A 25021-nucleotide genomic window follows, 5' to 3' on the forward strand; every position below is an offset into this window, starting at 1 on the left:
GGCGCGCACAACGATGACGGTCGACCCGATGGGCACTCGCGGGATGCACGAGGGGCTACCGGTCGCCATGCGCGACGCGGTGGACGAGTTCGGCCGGCACCTCGCCGCCGTGGACAACAGGTCCGTGCACACCGTACGCGCGTACCTCTCTGATGTTGTCTCTCTGCTGGACCATGCCGCCCACCTGGGCTGCACCACCCCGGCCGACCTCGACATCACGGTGCTGCGCGGCTGGCTCGCGGCTCGGATGCGCGAAGGTTCCGCCCGCACCTCGCAGGCCCGTCGCGCCGCCGCCGCCCGCACCTTCACCGCCTGGGCCCGTCGCACCGGCCGCTCCCCCTCGGATCCCGGTGCCCACCTGGCCAGTCCGCGTGCGCATCGCGACCTGCCGACCGTGCTGCGCGCCGATCAGGCGGCCCGGTTGGTGGAGCAGCAAAATCAAGATCCTGAGGGGGTACGCGACCGCGCGGTGCTCGAGATGCTCTATGCCACCGGCGTACGCGTCAGCGAGTTGTGCGGCCTGAACCGCGCCGACGTCGACGAGTCCCGGCGGGTCGTGCGCGTGTTCGGCAAGGGCGCCAAGGAACGGGCCGTCCCGTACGGCGTCCCGGCCCAGCGCGCGCTCGACGACTGGCTGCGCCACGGACGGCCCGCTCTGGAGCGCAAGACCAGCGGCGACGCGCTCTTTCTCGGGGTCAAGGGCGGGCGTCTGCAGCAGACCGTGGTGCGGCGCATCGTGCTGGCCGCCGCCCGCGCCGCCGGGCTGCCGCACACCAGCCCGCACGACCTGCGCCACTCGGCGGCCACCCACCTGCTCGACGGGGGCGCCGACCTGCGCGCCGTACAGGATCTGCTCGGGCACGCCTCGCTGAACAGCACGCAGATCTACACGCACGTGTCCACCGAACGGCTCCGGGCCGCTTTCAAACAGGCACACCCCAGGGCCTGACCCCGTACGATCGAAGCGTGAGCGACGGAAGCCCGCCTGCCCCCATCCCCGGCGCCCGCCTTCTCTTCTCGCTCGACCCCGGCGTGTCCTATCTCAACCACGGCTCGTTCGGCACCGTCCCGATCGGCGTGCAGCGCGCCCAGCAGCGGCTGCGCGACGAGGTCGAGGCCAACCCGCACCGGTTCCACACCCAGGGCATGGTCGACCGGATCATCCACACCCGACGCCACGTCGCCACGTTCCTGGGCGCCGACCCGGACGGCAGCGCGCTGGTGCCGAACACGACCACCGCGGTCTCGCTGGTGCTCCAGTCGGTGCGGCTCGAGCCGGGCGACGAGGTCCTGCTCACCGATCACGGGTACGGCGCCGTCGCGCTGGCCGCACAGCGCCGCTGCCGCCGGCAGAGCGCCACCGCGCGCACCGTCGCGCTCCCGCTGGGTGCCACCGACGACGAGATGCTCAGCCGGGTACGCGCGGCGCTCCGCCCCGGCAAGACCAAGCTGCTGATCATCGACCAGATCTCCTCGGCCACCGCGACCGCCTTTCCGGTGCGCAAGATCGCCGCAGCCGCCCGCGAACACGACATCCCGGTCCTGGTCGACGCCGCACACGTGCCCGGCATGCTGCCCGTCGACGTGGGGGCGATCGCCGCCGACTTCTGGGTGGGCAACCTGCACAAGTGGGCCTTCGCCCCGCGCGGCACGGCCCTGCTCTCGGTGGCACCGGCCTGGCGCCGCCGGATCGAGCCGCTGATCGTCTCGTGGGAGCAGGAACAGGGCTTCCCCCTGTCGGTCGAGTTCCAGGGCACCCTCGACTACACGTCCTGGCTGGCCGCGCCGGCCGGCCTGTTCACGCTGCGCACGCTCGGCTGGGAGGCGGTGCGGTCGCACAACGCCGCGTTGGTCGCCTACGGCCAGCGCGTGCTCGGCGCCGCCCTGGGCGCGGCACCGGCCGACCTCCCCCAGCCCACCCATCCCGACCTGGCCATGCGCATCGTGCCGTTGCCGCCCGGCCTGGCCACCACGATGCCCGAAGCGGTGGCGCTGCGGCACCACATCTCCGACAAGCTGGCCACCGAGACCGCGGTCAATCCGTGGAACGGCCGCGGCCTGCTGCGCCTGAGCGCCCAGGTCTACAACCGCGCCGAGGAGTACGACCGCCTGGCCGAACGCCTGCCACCGCTGTTGGCGAGCTACCGCCGCAGCTGATCCGCCGCCGGCCGCTACTGGCGCGCGGTCGGCAGGAGCCGCACGCGACCCAACCCGAGGAGGATCAGCGGATCCAGGTAGGTGTCGCCGCGCCGCAGTCCCCAGTGCAGGCAGGCGGTCGCCGGGCAGCCCGGGTGGCCGGCCTCCAGCGTGCCCAGCGCCGAACCGGCCGGGACAACCGCGCCGACCGCCACCGAGGGCGTGACCGGCTCGTAGGTGGTGCGCAGCCCGCCGGGGTGGGCGACGCTGATCACGCCGCGCCCGGCGAGCACGCCGGCATAGACGACGGTCCCGGCACCCGCGGCCCGAACCTCGACGGCCCGAACCTCGGCGGCGGGCGCCCCGGCCAGGTCGACGCCGCGGTGGCCGGCGAGCCAGGGCCGGGGCGGCGGATCGAAGCGCCGCACCACGCTGCCGGCGGCCAGGGGCCAGCCGAACCGGGATGCGGGCACCGGCGCCGGCGCGGCCGGGGCGGGATGCGGTGCCAGGGACACCGCGGTGATCAGGGCTAGAGCTATGGCCAGCGACATGCCCGCCACTGTGCCGCCGGGTCAGCGGCCGCGCGACTCGCCCTGTGGACAGCCGCGCACTGTGGATGAGCGCGCTAGCTGCCGAAGCCGGCGTCGTCCGGGAGGGAGATGTCGGGCTTCTCCAGCTCCTCGACGTTGACGTCCTTGAAGGTCATCACGCGGACGTTCTTGACGAAGCGGGCCGGGCGGTACATGTCCCAGACCCAGGCGTCGTGCATCTCGACCTCGAAGTAGACCTCGCCGTCGGAGTTGCGCACGTGCAGGTCGACCTGATTGGCCAGGTAGAACCGGCGCTCCGTCTCCACCACGTAGGAGAACTGGCGGACGATGTCGCGGTACTCCCGGTAGAGCTGGAGCTCCATCTCGGTCTCGTACTTCTCGAGATCCTCTGCGCTCATCGTTTCTCGCCCTCCATGGCCTCATCTTCCCCCACCATCGGCGACGGCTGAGGCTGGTCGCCCGACGCCACGCCGACGGTACCCTCAGTGGCGCCCGGGAGCACCGGCGGCTCGGCCCCGGATGCATCAAACAGCACGGGCACACACCCTTCAAGCTCGGGCCCTTCAAGCTCGGGCCCTTCAAGCTGGGCCCCGTCGAACAGCGTCGGCAACTCGACGGGACGCCGAGCCCGCGGCGGACGGTTGACCCGGCCGGAGGCGGTCGCCACGTTCACGTACGAGAAACGGTGTTCCGCGCACGGGCCGTGCCGGGTGAGTGCGGCGCTGTGCTCGTCGGTGATATATCCTTTATGCACCGCAAAGCCGTAATTCGGGAACTTGCCGTCCAGCTCCACCATGATCCGGTCCCGGGTCACCTTGGCGAGCACGCTGGCCGCGGCCACACACGCTGCCACCCGGTCGCCCTTCCACACCGCGAGACCCGGAACGCCCAGGCCGTCGACCGGGAAGCCGTCGGTCAACACGTACTCGGGCGGGGTTGTCAGCGACGCGAGCGCGCGGCGCATCGCCGCGAGATTGCACACGTGCAGGCCGCGGGAATCGACCTCGGTGGCCGGGATGATCATGACGGACCAGGCGAGCGCCCGGGCCACCACCTGCTCGTAGACACGCTCGCGGGCCGCCGGGGTGAGCAGCTTGGAGTCGGCCAGCTCGGCGATCTCGCCGCGCTTGCCCTCGGGCAGGATCGCGGCGGCGGCCACCAGCGGACCGGCACAGGCGCCCCGGCCGGCCTCGTCGGCACCGGCCACGTTGCGGAAGCCGCGCCGCTGCAGGGCACGCTCGAGGGCGTAGAGACCGCCCTCGCGACGGACCACCGTGCGGGGAGGGGCCAGCATCAGCGCCCCTCTGAGACCGTCAGGCGGCGCAGCAGATCGGCCAGCTCGGGCGGGTAGATCAGCTCGTCGCTCGCGTCGATCTCGGCGGCCGCCCACCACCGGTGCTCGGTGATGGTGCGCTGCTCATTGTCGTCCATGCCGGCCGTGTCGACCTGCCACTCGTCGACCCGCAGCAGGTAGAAATCCTGGTCCTGGCGGTACTGCCGGCCGTCGAAGCTGAACTCGGTGACGTCGCGCCACACCGGCTCGCCCAGCTCGGCCGGGTCGATCCGCAGGCCGGTCTCCTCGTGCAACTCGCGCGCGGCGCCCTGGGTGGGGGTCTCGTCGCCGCTCAGGCCGCCGCCGGGGGTGAACCACCAGTGCAGACCGGGCCGCGCCGGATCGCCGCCGTGCAGCAGCAGGGTGCGGCCAGCCCGGTCGACCAGCAGCACGCGCGCCGCGCGGCGCTCGATGACGGGAGAACTCATGCCGGTCACGCGACCAAGCCTATTGCGCCCGCGATGGATCTTCCGACCGGGGCGGCAGGCCGCTACTTCGCCGCCGTGGCGTCCGGGATGTCGTCGAAGCCGTCCGGCACCGAGAGCCAGGTGGCCCGGCCGACCGGCCAGAAGACGGTGAAGGCGCGTCCGATGATCGAGTCCTGCGGGATGGTCGCCTCGTCGACGCTCTCGGTGTCCTCGTAGTGCTGCAGCGAGTCGCCCGAGGCGGACCGGTGGTCGCCCATCACCCAGAGACGCCCGGCCGGCACGGTGATCGCGAACTTGTCCTCGGCCGGCTTGTCCTGGCGGCCGTCGGCATCCCGGTAGATGTACGGCTCGTCGAGCGAGTGCCCGTTGATCATCAGGCGGCCCTGGGCGTCGCAGCATTCCACCCGGTCGCCGGGAGTGCCGATGATGCGCTTGATGAAGTCTTCGCCGTCGGCGCCGGACTGCCAGTTCTGCGGCGCCTTGAACACGATGATCTCGCCCCGGCGGGGGTCGCGGAAGTCGTAGACGAGCTTGTTGACCAGTACCCGGTCCAGCACGTTGAGCGTGTGCTCCATGGACGGCGACGGGATGTAGAAGGTCTGCAGGACGAAGGCTCGCACCAGAAAGGCAACGAGGATCGCCACACCCAGCAGAATTGGAAGCTCGCGCCAGAAGGAACCACGGCGCTTGGCGGTCTGCTCGTCAATCACGAACGGAGCCTACGACGCCGAGTCACGTAGGGCAGTCCGGAACGCGCGGATAACCCCGCACTAAGCAGAAACGGGAGAACAAGCGCCTCGGTGGCGGGACTGTCCTGGCGTGCCGGAATCCCGGGCTCGGCAGCGGCGGCCGTCGGATGGTCGATCGCGTACGTCTTCCACACGTCCGGCACGGAGAGGCTGGTGAACCGGTCACTCGGCCAGACGATGACGAATGCCCGGCCGATCACGTTCTTGATCGGCACCGGTCCCTGACACCGGGCGTCCTGGGACACCGAACGGTGGTCACCCATGACGAACATCTCACCCTGGGGGACGGTGATCTCGGCGAACCGGCGGCTGGTGCACTGGTTGGGGTTCGGCGGCTGGTTCAGGTCGGAGTTGAAACCCTCGGAGATGTACGCCTCGTCGATGCCGTCGCCGTTGACCGTGATCCGGCCCTGGTCGTCGCAACAGGCGACCTTGTCACCCGGCAGGCCGATCACCCGTTTGATGAAGTCACGTTCGCCCGGGCGGCTGACCCCGACCAGGTCGCCGATCGTCCGGCCGAGCTTGGCCGCGAACGTGTTGCTGACCTGCTCGGTGACCTCAGGCGCCCAGTTGTCGGTGCCGCGGAAGACCACGATCTCGCCGCGCAGCGGGTCGCGCATGTCGTAGACGACCTTGTTGACCAGCACGCGGTCTTTGACCTCAAGCGTGTTTTCCATCGACCCGCTGGGGATGTAGAACGCCTGGACCAGGAACGTACGAATGAGCACGGCCAGGCAGAAGGCCACTACCAGCAGCAGCGGAAGCTCCTGCCAGAGAGGCATCTCCTTGCGCCGCACCATCGCGCGCCGCCGTCGCTCGGACGGACGATAGCCCTGCATCGGTTCCACGCTTCGCATCTCCCGCCGCCGGCCGGCCGAACCGCCCCGGATACAGCACTACCGCCCGAGTCGACCCTCGCGAGGTCTTACGGGCGGTAGTGCTGGAAGGGTTCACACTGATCCCGTCCGGCACTGGCGCAAGCGTAGTTCGCCGATCGCCGGATCGACGGGTATCAGACGGTCTGCTTTTCCCGGAGCTCCTTGATCTTGGCCTTCTTACCGCGGAGCTCGCGGAGGTAGTACAGCTTGGCGCGACGCACGTCGCCGCGGGTCACGACCTCGATCCGGTCGATCGCCGGGCTGTTGATCGGGTAGGTCCGCTCGACACCGACGCCGAAGCTGATCTTCCGGACCTTGAAGGTCTCGCGGAGGCCGGCACCCTGACGGGCGATCACGACACCCTGGAAGACCTGGACCCGGGACCGGTTACCTTCCTGGACCCGCACGTGCACCTTGAGGGTGTCACCGGCGCGGAAGTCAGGAATGTCGGTGCGCTGCGACTGGGCGTCGAGAGCGTCCAGCGTGTTCATCGCTGCATCCTCGTCGTACTCAAAGCGCATCGGGAGTTCGATGCGCGAGGTGGGCACTACTGATCCTCCGCCACTCCAGAGGATCCTCGCTTCCCGCCGCGGCGCGGAGGGAAAACGGCAACCTCCCTACTCTGCCACACCCGGGCCCGGGATCTGAAATCCGGCCTCGTCCAGCGCTCGCCTGTCCGCCCTGTCCAATTGGGCCGGCGGGTAGGCGGCGAACATGTCCGGCCGGCGCTCCGCGGTCCGCAGCAGCGACTGGTCGCGGCGCCAGCGCGCGATCCGGCCGTGATCGCCGGAACGCAGGATCTCAGGCACGTCCCGGCCCCGCCACGAGGCCGGCTTGGTGTAGACCGGCGCCTCCAGCAGCCCGGCCGCGTGCGACTCCTCGGTCAGCGAGTCGGCGTTGCCCAGCACCCCGGGCAGCAGCCGGGTCACCGCCTCCATGATCACGATGACCGCGACCTCGCCACCGAAGAGCACGTAGTCGCCGAGCGACACCTCGCGCACCGGCATCCGCCCGGCCGCGTCGTCGATCACCCGCTGGTCGATGCCCTCGTACCGGCCGCAGGCGAAGATCAGGTGCTCGGCGGCGGCCAACTCGTGGGCGTCGGCCTGGGTGAACGGCTTGCCGACCGGGGACGGCACGATCAGGGTGCCGGGACCCACCGCGTCCAGCGCCTGGGACCACGGCTCGGGGCGCATCACCATGCCGGGGCCGCCGCCGTACGGGGTGTCGTCGACCGTCCGGTGCACGTCGGAGGTCCAGGTACGCAGGTCGTGCACGACCAGGTCGAGCAGGCCCGAGGTGCGGGCCTTGCCGATCAGCGACAGGTCGAGCGGAGTGAAGTAGTCCGGGAAGATCGAGATGATGTCGACGCGCATCTAGAGGTCCAGCAGTCCCTCGGGCAGGTCGACGACGATCCGGCCGCCGGGAAGGTCGACGGTCGGGACCATCTGGCTGACGAACGGGATCAACCCGGTTCCGCCGCCCGTTTTGTCTAGAACAATGAGTTCTGACGCGGGCGCGTGCTCGATCCGGGCCACCGTGCCCAGGTCGGTGCCGTCGACGGACACCACGCGCAGACCGACCAACTGGTGGTCGTGGAACTCGTCCGGGTCGTCCGGCGGCTCCAGGGACGAGCTGTCGACCTGGAGCAGGACGCCGCGCAGGGCCTCGGCCCCGTTGCGGTCCTGGACACCCTCGAAGGCCACGATGCCGCGGCCCTGATGCCAGCGCACCGACTCGACGACCAGCTTTTCCGGCACCTGGAAGGACGAAGGCACGGCAACTGCCGGCCCGGCGCCCACCCGGCGGTCCCGGGGGACCTCCGTGGCGAACACCGCGCCGGCAGCGAAACGCTCCTCGGGCTGGTCCGTCCGCACGGCCACCGAGACCTCGCCCCGGACGCCGTGCGGCTTACCGATCTGACCGACGACTAGCAGCACTCAAACTCCCCTTGCAGTACGGCGAAGCCGTTCAGGAAGCTCAGTACGCGTCGACGATGTCGACGCGGATGCCGCGCCCACCGATCGACCCGATGACCTGCCGCAGGGCCTTGGCCGTCCGCCCGCCCCGGCCGATGACCGTACCGAGGTCCTCGGGGTGCACGCGAACCTCGAGCCGCTTGCCGCGACGCGAGTCGACCAGCCGGACCCGGACGTCGTCCGGGTTGTCGACGATGCCCTTGACGAGGTGCTCCAGCGCCGGCCGGAGCGCCCCGTCAGCTCTTGTCGGCGCCGGCACCGGCCGGATCCCCTGCGGTCTCCGCGACGGCCTCGCGGTTCGGCTCGGCCGGGTCGGCGGCCTTGGTCTGCGCCGGCTTGGCCTCGGCGGCCTCCGGAGCCGCGGCGACCTTGTCGCTCTTCGACTTCTTGGGGGTCGTCGCCGGCTTGGTGTCGGCGACACCGGCGGCCGACTTGGCCTCGGCCTCGTACACCTCGGTGCGGGACTTCTTGGACTCGGCCACCAGCAGCGGCGGCGGAGCCGGCAGGCCCTTGAACTTCTGCCAGTCGCCGGTCTTTTCCAGCAGGCGCTGGACGGCCTCGCTCGGCTGCGCGCCGACCGACAGCCAGTACTGCGCCCGGTCGGACTTCACCTCGATGATCGAGGGGTGTTCCTTCGGCTGGTAGATGCCGATGTACTCGATGGCGCGACCGTCGCGCTTGGTGCGCGAGTCGGCGACGACGATGCGGTACTGCGGGTTGCGGATCTTGCCCATCCGCAGGAGCCGGATCTTAACGGCCACGGTTCTCTTCGCTCCTGATGACTGCGTGAGGTTGAGCCGACGGAGCCCACGTGGGGATGCGGGACCGTTGTCTCATGGACTGGCAACGCGCTCAGGGTTAGAGGGCGCCTCACGCGTGCCGAATACCGGGGGTCCATTCTGCCAGACGGTGGCGGGCGGCTCCCAATCGGGCGGGTTTTTGGCAGCCGGTCAGGCGCGGACCACCGCCGGCCGGTCCCAGCCCGGCGGCAGTTCCCGCGGCACCGGCCAGGACGGGTCGGGCTGGAAGTCGGTCCAGGTGCCGTCGAACGGGAACTCGCCGGCCTCGATCAACTTGACCACCCGGAGCCCTTCGGCCCGGACCGCGGCCTCGTCGCGGACCCAGTAGTGCCCGGGCAGCGCGAGCCGCTCGGTGAACTCGTCCTCGTCCTTCCACCACCAGGTGCGGTCCGGCTCGACCACGATGTCCAGGTCCTGGTCGACGGTGTCGATCCCGGCCGCGGCGCCGTCGTCCCAGCGCAGCGCCCGCTCCTCCAGGTTCACGTACCAGTTCGCGAAGCGCTCCTGGTCGTCCCGGAAGAACCAGACCGAGTGGTCGGCCTCCGCCGGGAAGAACTTGAGCAGGCCGGGGCCCTGCCAGGTGAGCAGATCGATCCGGTACGACTGGCCGACCCACTCGGTGAACGGCATGTCCCGGATGCCGCGGCCGTCGGCGGCCATCTGCACCGCGGTGATCGAGCCGCGGGCCACCCAGATGAGCAGCCCGCGCTCGTCGTCCGAGATCACCCGGCCGGGGCGCAGGCACGCCAGCCGGTTCTCGTCGATGTTGCGGTAGAGAACGGTGCGACCGGTCTCGAACATCAGTAGGAGCGGGCCAGGTACGCGATCAGGCCGGGCTCCTCATCTGAGTCGGGCATGGTGCCGTCCGGCCGGGTCAGGCAGCGGACCGTGACGGCCTTGCCGTTCGCCTCCTGCTCGCCCTGCTCGCCGACCGCCGACCAGGGCACCCGGGCCCAGCCGGTCTGCGCCGCCTCGATCGCGTCGCCCAGGGTCTTGACGTCGACCGTGCGCTCCTCGCGGAAGGCCAGCGCGTCGTCGTACAGCCGCTGCTGGTCGGCCTTGAGCGCGGAGGTGACCGCGCCCACCAGGTCACCCAGCGGGATCGGCGACTTCGAGCCGTCCACCCGGCGGGCCACCGTAACGTTGCCGGTGGCCAGGTCGCGCGGGCCCACCTCGACCCGGATCGGGATGCCCTGCAGTTCGGCGTCCACGGCCCGGCGACCGAACGGCACGTCGGCCCGGTCGTCGAGCTTCACGCGTACGCCTGCCGCTTTGAGCTCGTCGCGAAGCTTGGCCGCCGCCTCCACCACGCCCTCGCCCGCCTTGACCACCATGACCTGCACCTGGATCGGCGCGAGGCGCGGCGGCAGCCGCAGGCCGTTGTCGTCGCCGTGCACCATGATCAGCCCGCCCATCATCCGGGTGGACGTGCCCCACGAGGTGGTCCAGGCGTGCTCGACCGTGCTGGACGCCGACGAGTAGGTGATGTCGAACGCCTTCGCGAAGTTCTGCCCGAGCTCGTGCGACGTGCCCATCTGGAGCGCCTTGGTGTCGCCCATCATGGCCTCGACGGTCATCGTGTTGGTGGCGCCGGCGAACCGCTCACCCCTGGTCTTGCGGCCCGGCACCACCGGCACCGCCAGCAGGTCGGTCATGAACGCCTCGTACACGTTCTTGTGAATGTCCCGGGCGTGCTCCCGGGCGTCGGCCTCGGTGGCGTGCGCGGTGTGCCCCTCCTGCCAGAGGAACTCGGTGGTGCGCAGGAACGTGCGCGGCCGCAGCTCCCAGCGCACCACGTTGGCCCACTGATTGAGCAGCAACGGCAGGTCCCGGTACGAGTCGACCCACTTGGCCATGAACTCGCCGATCACGGTCTCGCTGGTCGGGCGCACCACCAGCGGCTCGGCCAGCTGCTTGCCGCCGGCGTGGGTGACCACCGCCAGCTCGGGCGAGAAGCCCTCCACGTGGTCGGCCTCGCGGCGCAGGTAGCTTTCCGGGATGAACAGCGGGAAGTAGGCGTTCTGCACGCCGGCTTCCTTGATGCGCGCGTCCATGTCGGCCTGCATGCGCTCCCAGATGGCATAACCCGTCGGCCGGATCACCATGGTGCCGCGCACCGGCCCGTTGTCGGCGAGCTGCGCCTTGGCGATCAGGTCCTGGTACCAGCGGGGGAAGTCTTCCGCGCGGGGTGTGAGCACACGAGCCATGAGGGTGCATCTTAGCCGCGTCCCGGATGCAACCAGCCGAGTGGGCATGCCGTGTCAATCGGTGAAAGGGCGGTGGCTGATGGATTTCGACGCGTTCTACCGGGACACCTCCCGGCGGCTGCTGCGATATGCGTACGGGCTGACCGGCGATCCGGCGGAAGCTCAAGATCTGGTGCAGGAGGCGTACGCCCGCGGCTGGCAACGGTGGCGCCGCCTCACCCGGTACGAGGATCCCGAGGCCTGGCTGCGGCTGGTCGTCAACCGGCTGGCCACCGACCGCTGGCGCCGGCTCGGCGTGCGGCGGCAGCGGGCCGAGCCGCCGCAGCCGCCGGTGGAGCCGCCGTCGGAAAACGTGGTGCTGCTGGTCACCGCCATGCGCAGACTGCCGGCGGCACAGCGGCGGGCGCTCGCCCTGCACTACCTGCTCGACCGCTCGGTGGCGCTCGGCGGGGCCGGCTCGGCCCGCCGCCGGGGCCGGCAGCGCAGTCAACTCCGCGCCGGCCTGTCCACGGCGCTCGCGGTGGCCCTGCTCGCCGCCGGGGTGATGGTCTGGCGGCCGGCGACCCCGCACCCGCTCCCGGCCACCGACGGGCCGCTCGTCGGCTCGCCGCTCTCGCTGGGCGGCGAGGTGGCCGCCTCGCGGGCGGCGACCGACGGCCGGCGGGCCTATCTGGCGTGGGTGCGCCAGGACGACAACAGCCTCTGGGTGACCGCGGCCGACCTGCGCACCGGGGCCTCGGCCTGGCCGGCGCCGCGGGCACTGGCCGGCAGCAGTGCCACGCTTGAGCGGGTGGTGTCGGTGCCGGGCGCGGTGCTCGTGGTCACCCGCTCCGAGCAGGCCCGGATCGTGTACGCCCTCAATCCGTCGACCGGTGCGCTGCAGTGGGACCGGTCCCGCCCGGCCGGGAGTTCGCTGGTCTTCACCGAGCGGGCGCTGGTGGTCACCGATACCGACCGGACCCAGGGCGTCGACTGGGCCAGCGGGCGGGTGGCCTGGACGGTGAACGGTGACCGGCCGGTGCGGGCGCTCGGCATGGGGGTGGCGTCCGACGAGGAACGGATCGACCGGTCCGGGCCGCCGGCCACCTTCAGCGACGACCGGGTCGTGGTGGTCACCGCGGACGGCATGGCCCAGGTGCGCGACGCCGGCACCGGACGGCTGCTGCGCGAGGTGGCGGTCGGCCCGGGCGATCCGGCGAGCATGGTGGCCCAGGACGGCCGGCTCTACGCCCGCGACCGGACGGCCGATCGGGACGGACCGCAGCGGATCCGCTCCACCGACCTGATCGGGACCGGCGGCACGGTCGAGGTCGGCACCGCGGACGGTCACTTCCTGCGGCTCGCGGCGTGCGGTCCGGCCCGGGTCTGCTCGGTCACCCAGGGCCATGCCGGACCGCCCGTGCTGACCGCGTTCGACGTGCACACCGGGCAGCGGGCCTGGCTCTCGACCACCGGACCGCGCGGCGGCGACGTCGTCTCGTCCGCGCACGGCCGGATCATGGTGCAGGGTGAGGGCGGCGCCGGCCTGGACTTCTTCGACGCGTCCGGCATCACGGTCTATTCGGCCGCGGCCGGTGGCTGGCTCGGCCCGGACACGCTCGTGGTGCCCAATCCCGACGGCAGCAAGGCGCTGTCCCGGTGGTCGGCCGTGGATGCGAGCCTGACCCCGCTGAACATCCCGTACCTGGATCTGATCGGCGGTTGCACGTCCACCACGGACCGCCTGGCCTGCGCGACCGGCCGGTCCTTCAAGATCTTCCGAGTACGGTGACGTCCTCAGCGCACCACCTGACCGCGCAGCACGATCCGGTGCGGCGCCCGCACCACGCGCAGGTCCTGCCGGGGGTCGGCCTCGTAGACCACCAGGTCGGCGAGGCCACCCTCGACCAGCCCCGGGAAGCCCAGCCACTCCCGCGCCTTCCACGAGGCGCTGGCCAGGATGTCCGCGGCCGGCAGCCCCGCCTCCTGCATGATCAGCATTTCCTCGGCAGCCAGACCATGCCGGATGCCGCCGCCCGCGTCGGTGCCCACATAGATCGGCACGCCCGCCTCGTGCGCCGCCCGCACCACCGACGGGAAGCGGTCCCGCAGCGCGATCATGTGATCCGCGTACCCGCCGAACTTGGCCCGGGCCTGCTCGGCGATGGTCCCGAACGTCCGGATGTTGATCATTGTGGGCACCAGCGCGGTCCCCCGCCGCGCCATCTCGTCGATCAGGTCGATTGACAGCCCGGTGCCGTGCTCGACCGAGTCGACGCCGGCGCGCACCATGATCTCCACGCCCTCCTCGGAGAAGGTGTGCACCGCCGCCCGCGCACCGGCCGCGTGCGCGGCCTCGACCGCGGACGCCATGGTGGCCGCGTCCCAGGAGGGCGCGAGGTCACCCACCTCGCGGTCGATCCAGTCGCCGACCAGCTTGACCCACCCGGTGCCCGCCTTGGCCTGCGCGGTCACCGTGGCCGCGACGTCCTCGGCGGCCACCTCGATCCCGATGTCCCGCAGGTAGCGCCGCGGCGGGGCGACGTGCCGGCCGGCCCGGACCAGCCGCGGGATGCCGTCCTCGTCGTCCAGTTCCGGATAGGGGTACGGCGACCCGGCGTCCCGGAGCGCAAGAACGCCGGCGTCCCGGTCGGTGCGGGCCAGGTCGCGGGCCTGGTCGAGGCTCTCGATGGGCCGAGCGCCGTAGGCAATGCCGAGGTGACAGTGCGCATCAACCAGCCCCGGCACCACAAACCCGCCGTCACTGATCGTCTGGGCCCCGGCGACGGGCTCGAGCGTGACCCGATCCCCCACCAGCCACAGATCCCGCACTTCGTCGTCGGGTAGCACCGTCCCACGCACATGCAACGCCATGGCTACTTCCTACCCGATCAACACCGCACACCCGCCGAACGGATCCGTTCCCACCGCTTCCGCCATCTCTCCGTCAACGTCGGCAGATCGATCGTCACCGGGTACGGCCGTTTGGTGGAGAACACGTCATGGGTGGAGTCGACCATGTCGAAACCGCCGCCCTTCGCCCGCGGACGGAAGACCATGAGGGTGAATCCGGCGGGCTCCGACCGATCCACCAGCCAGTAGTCGGTCACGCCCGCGCGTGCATAGATTCCCGTCTTCGCGTTCTGGTCGCGGAAATGCCAATCGGGCGCGACAACCTCGCAGACGAGGACAGCGTCGGCGATCGGGACCGGGCTACGGTCAAGATGATCGGGCTGCAGAACCACGACATCGGGACACGGCTGACTCCTGGCGTCCACCCGCAGCGGTATCCGAGGCAGCACAACGAGGTCGGGCGGGCACTCCGCCTCGAGCGCCCGGCCCAGGTCGAGCATCGGAAACTGAAAGATCGGCGGGTGATCGACGGGCACGAGGCAGCCGTCGATCAGCTCGTACCGGCGATCGTTCGGCGCCCGGACCAGTTCGTCGACGGTCCAATCGCCGGGTTCGGGCCGGTTCATGCGGGCCCGGCCACCCGGTCGCGGACCCGGGTGAGGGCGGGCAGGTCGAGCGTCACCGGGTAGGGCTCGGTCGTCTCGAACACCTTGTTGGTGCTCGTCACCATGTCGTAGCCGGCGTCCGCGCCCATCCGGAACTCGGTGAGCACGATGCCGTCCGGGACCGCCGGGTTGACCACCCAATAGCCCCGCACTCCCGCGGTCGCATAGGCCGCAGCCTTGGCCGTCATGTCGCGGAAATGCGAACTCGGCGACACGAACTCGACCGCGAGAAGCGCGTTGCTCACCGGCACGGGACTCCGATGCAGTTCCCGTTCCGGGATGACCACCACGTCAGGACGCGGCTCGTTACGCCGATCGATACTCAGCGAGAGATCGGGTGCGGGCGCATAGCCGGGCGGGCAGCTCGGCCGTAACGCCAGGACGATCTCGACACCAAGGATCTGAGGAAATCCGGTAGGGGACGGCACGATGAGCCTTCCGTCGATCAACTCATAGCGAAGATCCGGAGGAAGGCTCGCCAGGTCGTCGACGGTCCAGTCCTGCTTTTCATCCAGCAGGCTCGGCAGCTTTAGGGCCGCGGTCATCGGGACCTCCTCGGGGGATGTCACCAGACATCCTTACCCATGACTAGAGGCGCCAGCCCGCTCACTGCTTGTCGTCGTCGTCCTTCGGGGGCTTCATCAGCTTGTTGAAGTCGAGGTTGGGCAGTTTGAAACCGCCGCCCGGGGCACCGCCCAGGGCGTTCGGGTCGAGGCCCGGAGGGAGCTGGGGCATGCCACCCGGGAAGCCGGCGGGCAGGCCGCCGCCGGCGGCGCCGGTGCGGGGACGGCTCGAGCCGCCCTTGGTGCCCTTGCGCTTGTTCTTCGGGCTCTTGGTGGCCTTGCGCCGCGCGCCGGGCAGGCCCATCATGCCGGTCATCTGCTTCATCATCTTTTGCGCGTCGGCGAAGCGGTTGAGCAGCTGGTTGACGTCCATGACGGTGACGCCGGAGCCGTTCGCGATGCGGGCGCGGCGGGAGCCGTTGATGATTTTCGGGTTGGTGCGCTCGCCGGGGGTCATCGAGCGGATGATCGCGGTGACCCGGTCGAAGTGGCTGTCGTCCAGGTCGTCCAGCTGGCCCTTGAGCTGGCCCATGCCGGGCATCATGCCGAGGATGTTGGCGATCGGGCCCATCCGGCGCACCGCCACCAGCTGGTCCAGGAAGTCCTCCAGGGTGAACTGCTCGCCACCGAGCAGCTTGGAGGTCATCTTTTCCTTCTGATCCTCGTCGAAGGCCTGCTCGGCCTGCTCGATGAGGGTCAGCACGTCGCCCATGCCGAGGATCCGGCTGGCCATCCGGTCGGGGTGGAAGAGGTCGAAGTCCTCGAGCTTTTCACCGGTGGACGCGAACAGGATGGGCTCACCGGTGACCTGCCGGACGGACAGCGCGGCACCACCGCGGGCGTCGCCGTCCAGCTTGGAGAGGACCACGCCGGTGATGCCGACGCCGTCGCGGAAGGCCTCGGCGGTCTGCACCGCGTCCTGGCCGACCATGGCGTCGATGACGAAGATGACCTCGTCGGGGTCGACCGCGGCCCGGATGTCGCGGGCCTGCTGCATCATCTCGGCGTCGATACCGAGGCGGCCCGCGGTGTCGACGATGACGATGTCCTTGGCGGTGCGCCGGGCGTGCTCGATCGAGTCCTTGGCCACCTGCACCGGGTCGCCGACGCCGTTGCCGGGCTGCGGAGCGTACACGTCCACGCCGGCCCGGCCGGCGAGCACCTGGAGCTGGTTGACCGCGTTGGGCCGCTGGAGGTCACAGGCGACCAGCAGTGGCTGGTGCCCCTGACCCTTGAGCCAGCGGGACAGCTTGCCGGCCAGCGTCGTCTTACCGGAACCCTGGAGGCCGGCCAGCATGATCACGGTCGGCGGGGTCTTGGCGAACTGGAGCCGCCGGCCCTCGCCGCCGAGGACGGTGATGAGCTCGTCGTGGACGATCTTGATGATCTGCTGGGCCGGATTGAGCGCCTGGGAGACCTCGGCGCCCCGGGCCCGGTCCTTCAGGTTGAAGATGAAGGACTTGACCACGGGCAGCGCAACGTCCGCCTCGAGCAGCGCGAGGCGGATCTCGCGGGCGGTGGCGTCGATGTCGGCATCGGTGAGCCGGCCCTTGCCGCGGAGCTTGGTGAAGATCCCGGACAGGCGGTCACTCAGGGTGTCAAACACGGCTCGACTTCCGGTAGGTCAGAGGTACTGGCGATGTCCGCTAGCCTAGCCGCCCGCGGGAAAGCTCACTGGTTGCGCATGCGGTACGTCTTGGCCGCCGCCTCGATCCGCCGCTGGGTGCGGGTGCCGGGCGCCAGCGACTTTTTCATCTTGGCGTACGCCAGTGCCCCGCCGCCGACCACCAGCGCGCCCACGATCAGGTAGAACAGCGCCGGCCCGAGCAGTGCGCTGACCACCCAGCCGACCACGATCACACCGGCGATCAGTGCGACCAGAAACGCGAGAGCCTTGCCCATCGGGTCCTCCCCGGGTCGATAAACCTGACTCCACCATGCCGCACCGGGGCAAGCCCGCCCATCGGCGGTAACCCTGAGCACACCCGTAGGGGTCCGTCCCGGGCATTTCCGCACGCCATAAAGGGCAATTGCCGTATACCGGCATTATCAGGCGTCACAAAAAGTGCATCCGACGCGGGACAGGACAAGAAACCGCAACTTCGAGTCCGGAGCCGCCGTTGAGGGTCAGTGACCGCGGCGGGCCGTCCGTTCCCGCGGTCGGAGACGTACCCCGGCGGAAGGACGACGGCGTGCCCCTACGGCGGATCTTTCAGCTGACGCCCTGGCCGGTCCGGCGCCGGGTGCTGGCCAGCGCGCAACACCGGCTGCTCCGCTACGTTCCGGCCGAGCGTCGCCTGGCGGTCTCCCGGCGGGTGGTTCCGCTGGGTGCGACGGCCCGGCGTCCCACCGCCGAGGCGGCCATCCGCAAGGTCCGGGTGGGTCGGCGCCGGCTGGCTGCCCGGGCCACTGCCGCGACAAACCCGTCGGCCGTACGCCGGGCGAACCTCGACAGGATCGTGGCCGCGCTCGACATCGCAGGCATCGAGTGGTTCCGGGTCCCGGTGGAGTCCCTGACCGGCTCGGCCCTGGCCGTGCCGGAGCGCGACCGGTACCGCGTACTCCCTCTGCTGGAAACGCTGAGCGCGAGTGACGCCGGCGTGCTGGAGGCCGTCGGGGGTGGATCCGGGCGGCGAGCCCGGCAGAAGGCCGCGGTGCTGCGGCTGAGCTGGCCGGTCACCGATCCGCGCGGCAGCCTCACCTTCGGCACCGAGTACGGCTGCGAGATCGAGTTCTGGCGCGACGAGAACGGCACCCTGTCCGGGCCGCGCAGCAACCCGGTGTCCAACCTGGTGGCCGCGGACGAGCCGGCGGTGGTGGCGTCCGAGTCGGTCTTCGGTTCGTTCGCGGCCGCGTCCGAACCCGGCACGTACCGGACCCGCGAGGTCTTCACCATGGTCAGCCCGGACCGGGTGGCCTTCCCCATCGACGTGGTCTACACCTGGGTGGACGGCGGTGATCCGGACTGGCGCGCCCGCAAGGCCGCGGCGCTGCGCGAGAACGGCTGGGTCTCCGAGGTCAGCGGGCAGGCGGCCAACGACTCGCGGTTCGTCTCCCGGGACGAGTTGCGCTACTCGCTGCGCGCGCTGCACGCGTTCGCCCCCTGGGTCCGGCACATCTTCCTGGTCACCGACGGCCAGGTGCCGGCCTGGCTGGACACCGGGCGGCCGGATCTGACCGTGGTGACGCACCGGGAGATCTTCGGTGACACCGGGCGGCTGCCGACGTTCAACTCGCAGGCCATCGAGTCCCGGCTGCACCGGATCCCGGGCCTGGCCGAGCACTTCCTCTACCTGAACGACGACGTCATCCTGGGCCGGCCGGTGGCGCCCGAGATGTTCTTCACGCCGGGCGGGCTGACCCGGTTCTTCCCGTCCACCGCCCTGGTCGACTCGGCGCCGCGGCAGCCCACCGACCCACCCGCGAACTCGGCCGGCAAGAACAACCGGCGGCTCATCCAGCAGGCGTTCGGCCGGGTGCTGACCCGCAAGATGAAGCACACCCCGCACCCGTCGCGGCGCAGTGTGCTGGCCGAGATCGAACTGCGCTTCGCCGAGCACGTGACGGCCACCGCCGGGCACCAGTTCCGGCACCCGGACGACATCGCGATGCTCTCGTCGCTGCAGCAGTACTACGCGTACCTGACCGGCCGTGCCGCCCCCGGCGACATCAAATACATGTACACCGACCTGGCCGACCCGGTGACGCCGCTGCGGCTGGCCCGGGCGCTGCACGACCGGCACCTGGACGCGTTCTGCCTCAACGACACCGACTCGTCGCCGGCCGCCGCGGCCGAACAGGCGGCGCTGCTGGCCGAGTTCCTGCCGCTCTACCTGCCGTTCCCGTCGCCGTACGAGCTGACAGCGCCGCGGCCGGCCACCACGGCACTCACCGCGGCACTCACCGCGGCGCCGCGCCCGGCGCTGGTGGCCCGGCAGGGCTCCCGGTCCCGGCCAGGGTCCCCGGCCAACCCGGCCCGCCCCGGCTCCGCGGCCAACCCCGGCCGCCAAGGCTCGCGGGCCAATCCGGGCGGCCCGGTGCACCCGGACATTGCCCTGCCGGACTCATCGCTGACCTGATTAAGGGGAAATTTCGTGTCTTATGATGTTGTGGTCCTCGGGCTCGGCTACGTCGGGCTGCCCCTCGCCCAGCAAGCTACCCGCGCCGGCATGCGGGTCCTCGGCTTCGACGTCAACGAGCGCGTCGTCGCCTCGCTGGCCGCCGGCGCGTCGCACGTGGACGACCTGAGCGACGCCGACGTGGCCGAAATGCTGGCCGGCGGCTTCCGCACCACCGCCGACGAGGCGATGATCGGTACCGCCGACACCGCGGTCATCTGCGTGCCCACCCCGCTCGCCGAGGGCGACGGCCCCGACCTGCGCGCCGTGGTCGGCGCCACCGAGGCCATCGGCCGCAACCTGCGCCCCGGCATGCTCGTCGTGCTGGAGTCGACCACCTACCCCGGCACCACCGACGAGGTGGTCCGGCCGCTGCTCGAGAAGCTCTCCGGGCTGACCGCCGGCATCGACTTCCACCTGGCCTTCTCGCCCGAACGGATCGACCCGGGCAACGAGCAGTTCGGCCCGCGCAACACGCCCAAGGTGGTCGGCGGCTACACGATCGGGTGCGCCGACCGGGTCGCCGCGTTCTACGGCCGGTTCGTCGACACCGTGGTGCGCACCCGGGGCACCCGGGAGGCGGAGACCGCGAAGCTGCTCGAGAACACCTACCGGCACGTCAACATCGCGCTGGTCAACGAGATGGCCCGGTTCTGCCACGAGCTGGACATCGACCTGTGGGACGTGATCCGGGCGGCGTCCACCAAGCCGTTCGGCTTCCAGGCCTTCTACCCCGGACCGGGCGTGGGCGGGCACTGCATCCCGATCGACCCCAACTACCTTTCGCACAATGTGCGCAGCAAGCTCGGCTACCCGTTCCGCTTCGTCGAGCTGGCCCAGGAGATCAACGCGACCATGCCGGACTACGTGGCCCGGCGCGCGCAGAACCTGCTGAACGCGGACGGCCAGGCGGTGCACGGCGCCACGGTCCTGCTGCTCGGCGTCACCTACAAGGCCAACATCGCCGACCAGCGCGAGTCCCCGGCCACCCCGCTGGCCCGCCAGCTCAGCGCGCTCGGCGCCACCGTGCTCTACCACGACCCGCACGTGCCGTCCTGGACCGTGGGCGACGTCGAGGTGGCCCGCACCGACGACCTGGAGGGCGCGGCCGCCGCGGCCGACCTGGTGATCCTGGTGCAACACCACCGCGAATACGACGCCGACCACCTGGCCGGCCTGGCCAAGCGCTTCTTCGACACCCGCGGCGTGACCACCCTCAAGCAAGCGCACCGCCTGTGACACGGGGGTGCGCGGTCCGCCCGGGCCGCGCACCTAGCCGGAGCGCACCCGGAACGTCCAGCGCGAGTTCAGCGTGTAGTTGACGACCGGGATGGCGACCAGCGCGACACCCTGAACCAGCGGATACGGTGCGGCCATCAGCTCCGTGCCGCACCACAGCACGATCGTGTTGAGCGCGAACGCCACCGCGGTCACCGTGAGGAACCTGCTGCCGGCCACCGCATGACCGGCGGACGAGCGGAAAACCCAGGCATGCTGAAGGCCGTACGAGACCAGGATGCTCGCCACGAATCCGGCCGTCGACGCCACCACCGGCCGCACCTGTGCGCCCTCGGCCAGCGCCAGCCCGATCCCGAAGTGGGTCAGGGCACTCGCGCCGCCGCTGATCCCGTACCGGACCAGCCGGCCCAGCCCGTTCACTCCGCACCCCGGCAGAACGGCCGCCCGTACCGCTGCCTGGTCGCCAGGTCGGCGGTGACCTGCATCCGATCCGCCGCGCTACGGGTGCCGGGCAGTTCACCGGCCGCGAAGCGCGAGTAGGCGTCGTCGGCGAACAGCGCGGCGAACCGGTCGCGCAGCTCGCACCGCCGCCGGTCGCCGGCCGCGGTGGTGTCGAACTGCGCGATCTCGGCGGAGATCGCGGCGCTGACCAGTGCGGCCGGACGCCGGTTCGCGGCCTGCGCGTAGGCGTGGTTGACCGCGGTGCTGACGGCCGCGCCGAGCGCGACCACGACGAGAGCCGTACGCAGCACGACCGCCCGGGCGGCGAGCGCCAGCAGGCCGGTCAGCAGCAGCGCGCCGCCGGCCGCGGTGAGCCCGCTGTCCCGCCAGCCGGCACCCCAGCGGTCCATCGACGCCATCAGCTGGCCCTGCCGGTTGACCGAGCCGAGCCCGGCGCCGAGCAGCAGCACCGCGGCGCCGGTCAGGGCCAGGGCGATCGCCGGGCGGCGGCCGAGGCTGGGCAGCCGGGCCAGGTCGGCGAGCGGGCGGACGGCCAGCGCGGCGAGCGCCAGGACCGCGGCCGCGAGCACCACCCGGCCGGGCGCCGCGGCCTCGCGCAGCGCCTCGTCCCACTGCAGCGGGGGCAGCCAGGCGACCAACCGGTGCGGCAGCGCGGAGCCCAGGCCGGAGCCGAGGAGCAGATCGGAGTTGCGGTAGCAGTCGCCGTCCCGGCAGGCGGCCCAGATGAGGATGCGCACCGGCACGAAGACCGGCAGAAAGCCGGCCCAGAGCGCCACAACCGCCCGCAGCGGCCGAGCGGGGCCGGCGGGGCCGGCCGATGCAGGATTGGGAAGTGCCGCCGGCCCGAGGCGGGCTCGGGCCAGCACCGCGACCGTGGCCACCGGCAGCGCCAGCGCCGCCATTTCGTTCACCGTGGCCAGCGCCGCGCCGGCCACCACCACCAACGGCATCGAGCGGGGCGCGCGAGCCAGCCAGGCGGCCACCGCCAGCACGATCGCCGCCGACAGGAAATACAGCCCACCAAAGAGGACCGTGCTGCTCAACTGCCCGGCCGCGGCCAGACTCGCGCCGAGCGCGAACGGCACCACCACCAGTGGCCGGGCCGGCGGCGCACCGAACATCCGGCCGCGCGCGGTGACCGCCTCGGCGAGCAGCACGGCCGCCGCGGTCAGCACCGCCGCGGCCAGCGCCGACATCAGCCGCAGCCCCACCTGCGCGGGCAACTGCAGCAGACCGGTGAGCAGGTAGGCCAGCACGTCGACCGACCACTCCAGCATCCGGCCGAGCGGCCGGAAGTTGCCGAAGTCCAGGTACATCGGGACCGTGCGCAGGTTTTCGGTGACCAGGCTCCAGGGCCGGGCCTGCACCACGGCGCCATGCCAGTACACGTTGTACCGGTGGTCGAAACCCAGGGCCAGGTACGTGAGTGGCGCCGTCACCGTGAGCGGCACCAGCAGGCAGCGCAGGAACAGCCGCCGCCAGGCACCCACCGCGGCACCCGTGCCGGTCGCGGCGGGGGCCAGCACCGCCGTCACGTGCGGTCGGCCTGGGAAGCCTGCTCGGCCATCCACTGCTCGGGCACCGCTGCCCGCACCGACTTCTCCTGCACCAGGTAGCGCGGCCGGCCGCGTACCTCCTCATGGATCCGGGCCAGATACTCCCCGATCACACCGAGCCCCAGCAGGATGAAGGTGCCCAGCACCAGCAGCAGCAGGATGACGGTCGGGAAGCCGGCCACCGAGCCGCCGCGCAGCCAGCGGATCAGGGTCTGCGCGCCGAGCACCACGGCGAATCCGGCGAACGCCAGTCCCATCAGGGTGACCAGGTGCAGCGGCGCCGAGCTGAACGACGTGATCCCGTTGACCGCCAGCCGGAACAGCGACCGGAACGTCCAGCGCGACGCGCCGCCCTCCCGGTGGTCGATGTCCACCTCGATGGTGGCCCGGCGGAACCCGATCCAGCTGCTGGTGCCGCGGAAGAACGAGGAGTGCTCGGGCAACCGCAGCAGCGCCTCCAGCGCGGGCCGGCTCAGCAGCCGGAAGTCGGTGGCGTCGACCAGGTCCACCTTGGTGAGCCCGGTGAACGCGCGGTTGAACAGCTTGCCGCCGAGCCGGCCGATCAGGCCCTGCCCGGTGCGGTTGCGCTTGACCGCCTCGACCACGTGCGCGCCGTCCTGCCAGCGCTGCACCATGGCCGGGATGGCGCCGGGCGGGTGCTGGAGGTCGGAGTCGATGACCACCACCGCGTCGCCGGCCGCATGCTCGAGCCCGGCCAGCACGGCCGGTTCCTTGCCGAAGTTGCGGGACAGCTGGATCCCGCGGACCCGGTCGTCGAGCAGCGCCTGCCGGCTGATCCGGTCCCAGGAGTCGTCGGACGAGCCGTCGTCGACCAGCACCAGTTCGTAGCGCAGGCCGGCCTCGCCGAGCACCTCGCCGAGCCGCCGGACGAACCGGTCGACGCCCGGCCCCTCGTTGTAGATCGGCGCGACCACCGACACCAGGCTGGTCACCGGCCGGCCCGGGTGCAGAAGGGACGGCCGGCCAGGTGCCGGGTGGCCCGGGTGACACTCACGTCGAAGCGCTCCACTTCCCGCTCGGTGGCGGCGATGGTGATGACGGCGGCCCGCAGCGCGCAGCGCCGTGCGTCGCCGGCCGGGGTCCGGTCGAAGCCGGCGATCTCCTGCGCGATCCGGTCGTGCAGGTACGGGTACTGCCCGCGCCCGGACGTGTCCCGGTAGTCCTTGTTGGCGGCCGCGGCCAGCACGCCGCCGGCCATCAGCAGCACCAGCAGCACCGGCACGAAGCGCCGCCAGCAGGCGAGCACCAGCAGGCTGCCGGCGGCCGTGGTGAGCCCGCTGTCCCGCCAGCCCTGCCCCCAGCGGCCCTGCCCGGCGATCGCCTGCACGTCGGCGTTGAGGGCGGCCAGCGTCCCGGCCAGGAGCAGCAGCACGGCCGCGGCACCGGCCAGGCCGAGCGCCTGGCCCCGGTCCAGGGCCGGCAGTTGCGGCAACTGCCGGAGCGCCCGCCAGGCCAGCACCGCGAGCAGCATGAACGCCAGCACCGGCAGGAGCGCGGCGAGGTGCGGCAGCGGGTCGCCCCCGGCCCGCCGCCACATCAGCGGCGGCAGCCAGGACAGCAGCCGGTTGGGCAGGGCCGCGGGCGCGCCGCCGAGCGCCAGGTCGGAGCCGGTGTAGCAGCCGCCGCCCGCGCAGCGCTGCATGATGAGCAGCCGCACCGGCACGAAGACCGGCAGGAACCCGAGCCAGAGCAGGCCGGCGAACCGCACCCCCGAGCCGCGCAGCGTGGTCCGCCAGTCGTTGCCGAGCACCACCCGGCCGCGCAGCAGCACCGCCGCGGTGGCCAGCGGCACGGCCAGATAGGCCAGTTCGTTGAACGCGGCCAGCGCGGCGCCGGCCAGCACCACGAGCAGGCCCGGCCGGCGGCTACGGCAGGCCCACGCGCCGACCGCGAGCACCAGCGCCGAGGTGGTCAGGTACAACCCGCCGAACAGGACGGTGGTGCTGGTCCGGCCGGCCGCCACCAGCCCGGCGCCGACCGCGAACGGCACCAGCGCCACCGGCACCGAGGGCGCCGCGCCGAACAGCCGGCCGCGGGTGGTGACCGCCGCGGCGAACAGCACGGCGGCCAGGGTCAGCAGCACCGCGGCGCCGAACGAGACCAGCCGCAGCCCGATGTTCGCGGGCAGGCCGACCAGCCCGGTGAGGGCGAACGCGACGACGTCCAGTGACCATTCGACGACCCGGCCGAGCGGGCGGAAGTTGCCCCGGTCCAGGAACATCGGCACCGACTCGACGGCCACCCGCAGCAGGTGCCAGGGCCGGCTCGCGTACAGGCCGCCGTTGGCGTAGATGTTGAACCGGTGATCCGCCGACGGGGTCAGGGTCAACAGCGGAAAAAGCACAATCAGGGGCACGAGTACGCCGCGCAGCGCGAGCCGTCGCCAGTGCCGCCCGGAGTCCGGGGTTCCGGCCGGTTCGGCAGTGGGCGGCAGCGGCCGGCGCGGCCGTGGCGGCACCTCGACGATCTCGGCGGTCACGACGGACCAACGACCGCGCCGAGTC

General features: G+C 71.5%; 27 protein-coding genes. 5 read left to right on the forward strand and 22 right to left on the reverse strand.

Annotation, left to right across the window (positions count from 1 at the left end; translation table 11 throughout):
* The first annotated feature begins 28 nt into the window (after positions 1 to 28).
* Positions 29 to 949, forward strand: a complete 921-nt coding sequence (locus Ari01nite_RS05450; RefSeq protein ID WP_239162492.1) for a tyrosine recombinase XerC — start codon at positions 29 to 31, stop codon at positions 947 to 949.
* Positions 950 to 966: 17 nt separating this feature from the next.
* Complete coding sequence (locus Ari01nite_RS05455) at positions 967 to 2157, forward strand: aminotransferase class V-fold PLP-dependent enzyme (RefSeq protein WP_203779921.1); 1191 nt, start codon at positions 967 to 969, stop codon at positions 2155 to 2157.
* Between the two features lie 14 nt (positions 2158 to 2171).
* On the opposite strand, the gene Ari01nite_RS05460 is transcribed toward Ari01nite_RS05455, so the two are convergent.
* From Ari01nite_RS05460 to proS, 13 genes are all read right to left on the reverse strand, one after another.
* Positions 2172 to 2687 (reverse strand): murein hydrolase activator EnvC family protein, encoded by a 516-nt coding sequence (locus Ari01nite_RS05460; protein ID WP_203779922.1) that lies wholly within the window; start codon positions 2685 to 2687, stop codon positions 2172 to 2174.
* Between the two features lie 74 nt (positions 2688 to 2761).
* Positions 2762 to 3085 (reverse strand): DUF2469 domain-containing protein, encoded by a 324-nt coding sequence (locus tag Ari01nite_RS05465; protein ID WP_020517955.1) that lies wholly within the window; start codon positions 3083 to 3085, stop codon positions 2762 to 2764.
* Entirely contained in the window at positions 3082 to 3981 is a 900-nt protein-coding gene (locus Ari01nite_RS05470; RefSeq protein ID WP_203779924.1) for a ribonuclease HII, read from the reverse strand. Before Ari01nite_RS05470 ends, Ari01nite_RS05465 begins: the two co-directional genes overlap by 4 nt.
* Entirely contained in the window at positions 3981 to 4448 is a 468-nt protein-coding gene (locus tag Ari01nite_RS05475) for an NUDIX hydrolase (RefSeq protein ID WP_203779926.1), read from the reverse strand. Before Ari01nite_RS05475 ends, Ari01nite_RS05470 begins: the two co-directional genes overlap by 1 nt.
* A gap of 62 nt (positions 4449 to 4510) precedes the next feature.
* Entirely contained in the window at positions 4511 to 5158 is a 648-nt protein-coding gene (gene lepB / locus Ari01nite_RS05480; RefSeq protein WP_203779928.1) for a signal peptidase I, read from the reverse strand.
* Positions 5155 to 6036 carry a signal peptidase I gene (gene lepB / locus Ari01nite_RS05485; RefSeq protein ID WP_239162493.1) on the reverse strand — a complete coding sequence of 294 codons (882 nt, stop codon included), beginning with the start codon at positions 6034 to 6036 and terminating at the stop codon, positions 5155 to 5157. The genes lepB (Ari01nite_RS05480) and lepB (Ari01nite_RS05485) overlap by 4 nt, the downstream gene beginning before the upstream one ends.
* Before the next feature lie 173 nt (positions 6037 to 6209).
* Positions 6210 to 6566, reverse strand: a complete 357-nt coding sequence (gene rplS / locus Ari01nite_RS05490; RefSeq protein WP_203780321.1) for a 50S ribosomal protein L19 — start codon at positions 6564 to 6566, stop codon at positions 6210 to 6212.
* Between the two features lie 126 nt (positions 6567 to 6692).
* A complete protein-coding gene (gene trmD / locus Ari01nite_RS05495) occupies positions 6693 to 7451 on the reverse strand; it encodes a tRNA (guanosine(37)-N1)-methyltransferase TrmD (protein ID WP_203779931.1) in 759 nt (252 codons plus the stop codon).
* On the reverse strand, positions 7452 to 8012 hold the full coding sequence (rimM, locus tag Ari01nite_RS05500) for a ribosome maturation factor RimM (protein WP_203780322.1): 561 nt from the start codon (positions 8010 to 8012) through the stop codon (positions 7452 to 7454).
* Between the two features lie 43 nt (positions 8013 to 8055).
* Positions 8056 to 8313: an RNA-binding protein gene (locus Ari01nite_RS05505; protein WP_014447131.1), complete on the reverse strand. Its 258-nt coding sequence runs from the start codon at positions 8311 to 8313 to the stop codon at positions 8056 to 8058.
* Positions 8291 to 8815 (reverse strand): 30S ribosomal protein S16, encoded by a 525-nt coding sequence (gene rpsP, locus Ari01nite_RS05510; RefSeq protein ID WP_203779933.1) that lies wholly within the window; start codon positions 8813 to 8815, stop codon positions 8291 to 8293. The genes Ari01nite_RS05505 and rpsP overlap by 23 nt, the downstream gene beginning before the upstream one ends.
* 189 nt (positions 8816 to 9004) lie before the next feature.
* A complete protein-coding gene (locus Ari01nite_RS05515; RefSeq protein WP_203780323.1) occupies positions 9005 to 9658 on the reverse strand; it encodes a ribonuclease FAU-1 family protein in 654 nt (217 codons plus the stop codon).
* Positions 9655 to 11061 carry a proline--tRNA ligase gene (gene proS, locus Ari01nite_RS05520; protein WP_203779935.1) on the reverse strand — a complete coding sequence of 469 codons (1407 nt, stop codon included), beginning with the start codon at positions 11059 to 11061 and terminating at the stop codon, positions 9655 to 9657. The genes Ari01nite_RS05515 and proS overlap by 4 nt, the downstream gene beginning before the upstream one ends.
* 79 nt (positions 11062 to 11140) lie before the next feature.
* Between proS and Ari01nite_RS05525 the strand changes: the two genes are divergently transcribed.
* Positions 11141 to 12832 carry a sigma factor gene (locus Ari01nite_RS05525; protein ID WP_203779937.1) on the forward strand — a complete coding sequence of 564 codons (1692 nt, stop codon included), beginning with the start codon at positions 11141 to 11143 and terminating at the stop codon, positions 12830 to 12832.
* Between the two features lie 5 nt (positions 12833 to 12837).
* Here Ari01nite_RS05525 and Ari01nite_RS05530 read toward each other — a convergent pair whose 3' ends face one another.
* From Ari01nite_RS05530 to Ari01nite_RS05550, 5 genes are all read right to left on the reverse strand, one after another.
* Positions 12838 to 13914, reverse strand: coding sequence for an amidohydrolase family protein (locus Ari01nite_RS05530; protein WP_203779939.1), 1077 nt, complete (start codon positions 13912 to 13914; stop codon positions 12838 to 12840).
* A gap of 17 nt (positions 13915 to 13931) precedes the next feature.
* Entirely contained in the window at positions 13932 to 14519 is a 588-nt protein-coding gene (locus Ari01nite_RS05535) for a Uma2 family endonuclease (protein ID WP_203779941.1), read from the reverse strand.
* Entirely contained in the window at positions 14516 to 15103 is a 588-nt protein-coding gene (locus Ari01nite_RS05540) for a Uma2 family endonuclease (RefSeq protein WP_203779943.1), read from the reverse strand. The genes Ari01nite_RS05535 and Ari01nite_RS05540 overlap by 4 nt, the downstream gene beginning before the upstream one ends.
* Before the next feature lie 61 nt (positions 15104 to 15164).
* Complete coding sequence (gene ffh / locus Ari01nite_RS05545) at positions 15165 to 16727, reverse strand: signal recognition particle protein (protein WP_203779945.1); 1563 nt, start codon at positions 16725 to 16727, stop codon at positions 15165 to 15167.
* Between the two features lie 65 nt (positions 16728 to 16792).
* Positions 16793 to 17023, reverse strand: coding sequence for a hypothetical protein (locus Ari01nite_RS05550; RefSeq protein ID WP_203779947.1), 231 nt, complete (start codon positions 17021 to 17023; stop codon positions 16793 to 16795).
* Positions 17024 to 17313: 290 nt separating this feature from the next.
* Here Ari01nite_RS05550 and Ari01nite_RS05555 point away from each other — a divergent pair, with 290 nt between their 5' ends.
* Both Ari01nite_RS05555 and Ari01nite_RS05560 read left to right on the forward strand, forming a co-directional pair.
* Positions 17314 to 19200, forward strand: coding sequence for a stealth family protein (locus Ari01nite_RS05555; RefSeq protein WP_203779949.1), 1887 nt, complete (start codon positions 17314 to 17316; stop codon positions 19198 to 19200).
* Positions 19201 to 19215: 15 nt separating this feature from the next.
* Entirely contained in the window at positions 19216 to 20478 is a 1263-nt protein-coding gene (locus Ari01nite_RS05560) for a nucleotide sugar dehydrogenase (protein ID WP_203779951.1), read from the forward strand.
* A gap of 33 nt (positions 20479 to 20511) precedes the next feature.
* On the opposite strand, the gene Ari01nite_RS05565 is transcribed toward Ari01nite_RS05560, so the two are convergent.
* Genes Ari01nite_RS05565 through Ari01nite_RS05580 form a run of 4 tightly spaced genes read right to left on the reverse strand, consistent with a single transcriptional unit; the run spans position 20512 to position 24996 of the window.
* Positions 20512 to 20898, reverse strand: a complete 387-nt coding sequence (locus tag Ari01nite_RS05565) for a GtrA family protein (RefSeq protein WP_203779953.1) — start codon at positions 20896 to 20898, stop codon at positions 20512 to 20514.
* Complete coding sequence (locus Ari01nite_RS05570) at positions 20895 to 22475, reverse strand: hypothetical protein (RefSeq protein WP_203779954.1); 1581 nt, start codon at positions 22473 to 22475, stop codon at positions 20895 to 20897. The genes Ari01nite_RS05565 and Ari01nite_RS05570 overlap by 4 nt, the downstream gene beginning before the upstream one ends.
* Positions 22472 to 23449: a glycosyltransferase family 2 protein gene (locus tag Ari01nite_RS05575; RefSeq protein ID WP_203779956.1), complete on the reverse strand. Its 978-nt coding sequence runs from the start codon at positions 23447 to 23449 to the stop codon at positions 22472 to 22474. Before Ari01nite_RS05575 ends, Ari01nite_RS05570 begins: the two co-directional genes overlap by 4 nt.
* On the reverse strand, positions 23446 to 24996 hold the full coding sequence (locus Ari01nite_RS05580) for a hypothetical protein (protein WP_203779958.1): 1551 nt from the start codon (positions 24994 to 24996) through the stop codon (positions 23446 to 23448). Before Ari01nite_RS05580 ends, Ari01nite_RS05575 begins: the two co-directional genes overlap by 4 nt.
* Positions 24997 to 25021 lie beyond the last annotated feature (25 nt).

This window comes from Paractinoplanes rishiriensis, from assembly GCF_016862375.1.
GTDB lineage: Bacteria > Actinomycetota > Actinomycetes > Mycobacteriales > Micromonosporaceae > Actinoplanes > Actinoplanes rishiriensis.

What these genes read in the sequence shown, in the direction of transcription:
- Ari01nite_RS05450 (WP_239162492.1), top strand. Translation starts at nt 29, where the DNA reads ATGGGCACTCGCGGGATGCACGAGGGGCTACCGGTCGCCATGCGCGAC.
- Ari01nite_RS05460 (WP_203779922.1), bottom strand. Translation starts at nt 2,687, where the DNA reads ATGTCGCTGGCCATAGCTCTAGCCCTGATCACCGCGGTGTCCCTGGCA.
- Ari01nite_RS05465 (WP_020517955.1), bottom strand. Translation starts at nt 3,085, where the DNA reads ATGAGCGCAGAGGATCTCGAGAAGTACGAGACCGAGATGGAGCTCCAG.
- Ari01nite_RS05470 (WP_203779924.1), bottom strand. Translation starts at nt 3,981, where the DNA reads ATGCTGGCCCCTCCCCGCACGGTGGTCCGTCGCGAGGGCGGTCTCTAC.
- Ari01nite_RS05475 (WP_203779926.1), bottom strand. Translation starts at nt 4,448, where the DNA reads ATGAGTTCTCCCGTCATCGAGCGCCGCGCGGCGCGCGTGCTGCTGGTC.
- lepB (WP_239162493.1), bottom strand. Translation starts at nt 6,036, where the DNA reads ATGCAGGGCTATCGTCCGTCCGAGCGACGGCGGCGCGCGATGGTGCGG.
- rplS (WP_203780321.1), bottom strand. Translation starts at nt 6,566, where the DNA reads ATGAACACGCTGGACGCTCTCGACGCCCAGTCGCAGCGCACCGACATT.
- trmD (WP_203779931.1), bottom strand. Translation starts at nt 7,451, where the DNA reads ATGCGCGTCGACATCATCTCGATCTTCCCGGACTACTTCACTCCGCTC.
- proS (WP_203779935.1), bottom strand. Translation starts at nt 11,061, where the DNA reads ATGGCTCGTGTGCTCACACCCCGCGCGGAAGACTTCCCCCGCTGGTAC.
- Ari01nite_RS05525 (WP_203779937.1), top strand. Translation starts at nt 11,141, where the DNA reads ATGGATTTCGACGCGTTCTACCGGGACACCTCCCGGCGGCTGCTGCGA.
- Ari01nite_RS05530 (WP_203779939.1), bottom strand. Translation starts at nt 13,914, where the DNA reads ATGGCGTTGCATGTGCGTGGGACGGTGCTACCCGACGACGAAGTGCGG.
- Ari01nite_RS05535 (WP_203779941.1), bottom strand. Translation starts at nt 14,519, where the DNA reads ATGAACCGGCCCGAACCCGGCGATTGGACCGTCGACGAACTGGTCCGG.
- Ari01nite_RS05540 (WP_203779943.1), bottom strand. Translation starts at nt 15,103, where the DNA reads ATGACCGCGGCCCTAAAGCTGCCGAGCCTGCTGGATGAAAAGCAGGAC.
- Ari01nite_RS05550 (WP_203779947.1), bottom strand. Translation starts at nt 17,023, where the DNA reads ATGGGCAAGGCTCTCGCGTTTCTGGTCGCACTGATCGCCGGTGTGATC.